The following is a 2,455-nucleotide window of genomic DNA, read 5'->3' on the forward strand; positions in this document are numbered from 1 at the left end:
CCGGCCCCGGTCACCGCGGTCGTCCCGCTCAGGTCGTCCGCCGTCGGGCTCGCTCACGCACTCTCCTCGATCGTTCGTCGTCGCGGTGGGCCGCCCGTCGGTCGGGCACCCGTCCGCTGCTCCCCCGATGGTCCCAGGTCGGCGGCCGACGCCGGTGCCCGGTCGGCCGCCACCGCGGCCATGATCGCTCCGAGTGGGGCGAGACCCCGCGCTGAACGCAGGTTTCGCTCCTTGCCGGTGATCTCCACCGCGCCCACGAACCGCTGACCTCCGCAGGACGTCTCGCGTGCCCGGCGCGGCGCCGTCAGGTCAGGGCTTCGCCTTCGGCGATCCGCATCCCGCGGGCCCAGTCCGCGGCGGGCATGGCCTTCTTCCCCACCGGGCGGACCTCGCCCAGCTGCACCGGGACCGTCGCGGTGCCCACCAGCACCCGCTTCTTCTCCGCCCGCAGCTCACCGGGCTTCAGCTCGACCTCGCCGGTCCGCACGGGGGTGACCGGGCCCAGGCCCAGCCGGGCATCGCGGAACTCGCACCACGCGCCCGGCTCGGGGGTCACGGAGCGGATCAGGCGGTCGAGGCCCAGCGCGGGCGCGGACCAGTCGACCCGGGCGTCGGCGACCGACACCTTGGGCGCCAGGGAGACGCCGTCGGCGGGCTGCGGGACGGCGCGCAGGGTGCCGTCCTCGATCCCGTCCATGGTGGCGAGCAGCAGCTGTGCCCCGGACCGCGCGAGCCGCCCGAGCAGGTCGCCGGTGGTGTCCCGCTCGCCGATCGCGTCCGTGACCACGCCGTACGACGGGCCCGTGTCCAGGCCCTCCTCCAGCAGGAAGGTGGTGGCGCCGGTGATCTCGTCACCGTGCTTGATCGCGGCCTGCACCGGCGCCGCCCCCCGCCAGGCGGGCAGCAGCGAGAAGTGCAGGTTGACCCACCCGAACCGCGGGATGTCCAACGCGACCCGCGGCACCAGCGCCCCGTACGCCACGACCGGCACGCAGTCCGGTTCCAGCGCCCGCAGCTCGTCGAGGAACGCCGGCTCCCGCGGGCGGGCCGGGGTGAGCACCGGGATCCCGTGGGCGTCCGCGAGCGCCCCGATCGGCGACCGGACGAGCGTGCGCCCGCGCCCTGCGGGAGCGTCCGGCCTGGTCAGCACGCCGACGACCTCGTGGCGCGGCGAGTCCAGCAGCGCCTGCAACGCCGGGACCGCGGGCTCGGGGGTCCCCGCGAAGACCAGCCTCACCGCGCCTTCCCGAACAGGGGGTGCGGGCTGACCTTGACCGTCTGCCCCGCGAACCACTCCGTCGCCCGGATCTCGGCCATCGCCTGCTTGCGCAGCTCCGCGTCGAGCCGGTCGACGAACAGGACGCCGTCCAGGTGGTCGGTCTCGTGCTGGATCGCCCGGGCGAGCTTCGCCGTGCCCTCGACCGTGACCGGCTCGCCGTGCACGTCCCAGCCCATGGCGACCACGTTCAGCATCCGGCGGCAGTCCCAGCCCAGCTCGGGGATCGAGAGGCAGCCCTCGGGCCCGAACTGCTCCTCGGCGCCCACCGCGGTCCAGGTGGGGTTGACGAGATGCCCCTCGACGCCGTCGACCGAGAAGGTGAACACCCGCAGACCGACGCCGATCTGGGGTGCGGCGAGGCCTGCGCCGCCCTCGGCGTGCATCGTGTCGGTGAGGTCGGCGACGAGCTTGCGGAGCTCGGCGTCGAACGTCGTGACGGGCGCGGCGGCCGTGCGCAGCACCGGATCACCGAACAGACGGACGGGCTGGACGGACACGGATCTCCCCTCGGACGGACCGCGTCCATTCTGCCACCCGGACTGATCAGCCGACCGATCAGCCGACTGCTCAGCCGACCTCGGCCGGGTCGAGCCGCACCCGCACCGGGTCCGGCGCCTTCCGGGTGCTGCGGAGCGCCTGCGCCGCGTGGAGGTGGCGGGCCAGCGCCCGCCCCTCGGTCCGGGGGACGCGCAGCAGCGCCCGCTCCCGGACCTCGGGCATGGCGCCCGGCTCGTCCGGCGGGTCGATCTCGACCGGGCCGAGCACCTCGACCCGCGGCTCGGCCTCGCAGACCAGGTCGACGAGGTCGGCGACCGCGCCCGGCGTCCCCTCCACCGCGGCCATCCGGACGGCGGGCGGGAACCCCCCCTCGGCCCGCGAGGCCAGCTCCTCCGCCGCGAACCCGGCCGGGTCCCACCGCACCAGGGCCTGCACCACCGGGATGGACGAGTCGGCCACGATCACCACCCGACCGCCGTCGGCGTGCGGGCGGACCAGGGCCGCGGCGGCCAGCCACTTCCGCAGCGCCTCCTCCAGCACCCGCAGGTCGGCGCGGTTGAGCATGGCCCAGCCGTCGAGCAGCAGGGCCGCGCCGTAGCCACCCGCGACCGCGGGCTCCGCCCCGGGCGTGGCCACGACGATCTCCGGCTTCGCCGCGACCGTGGCCAGCACCGGCGC

At 75.8% G+C, this 2,455-nt stretch carries 2 protein-coding genes and 1 pseudogene; all 3 read right to left on the reverse strand.

The window, feature by feature from the left end; genetic code table 11:
- Positions 1 to 304 precede the first annotated feature (304 nt).
- A complete protein-coding gene (fmt, locus tag H5J29_RS29175) occupies positions 305 to 1,237 on the reverse strand; it encodes a methionyl-tRNA formyltransferase (RefSeq protein ID WP_181784191.1) in 933 nt (310 codons plus the stop codon).
- Positions 1,234 to 1,776: a peptide deformylase gene (gene def, locus H5J29_RS29180; protein ID WP_181784192.1), complete on the reverse strand. Its 543-nt coding sequence runs from the start codon at positions 1,774 to 1,776 to the stop codon at positions 1,234 to 1,236. The genes fmt and def overlap by 4 nt, the downstream gene beginning before the upstream one ends.
- 70 nt (positions 1,777 to 1,846) lie before the next feature.
- Positions 1,847 to 2,455, reverse strand: a pseudogene (locus H5J29_RS29185) (primosome assembly protein PriA); the annotation flags it as partial.

The sequence above is a fragment of the Pseudonocardia pini genome (genome assembly GCF_013870575.1).
GTDB lineage: Bacteria > Actinomycetota > Actinomycetes > Mycobacteriales > Pseudonocardiaceae > Pseudonocardia > Pseudonocardia pini.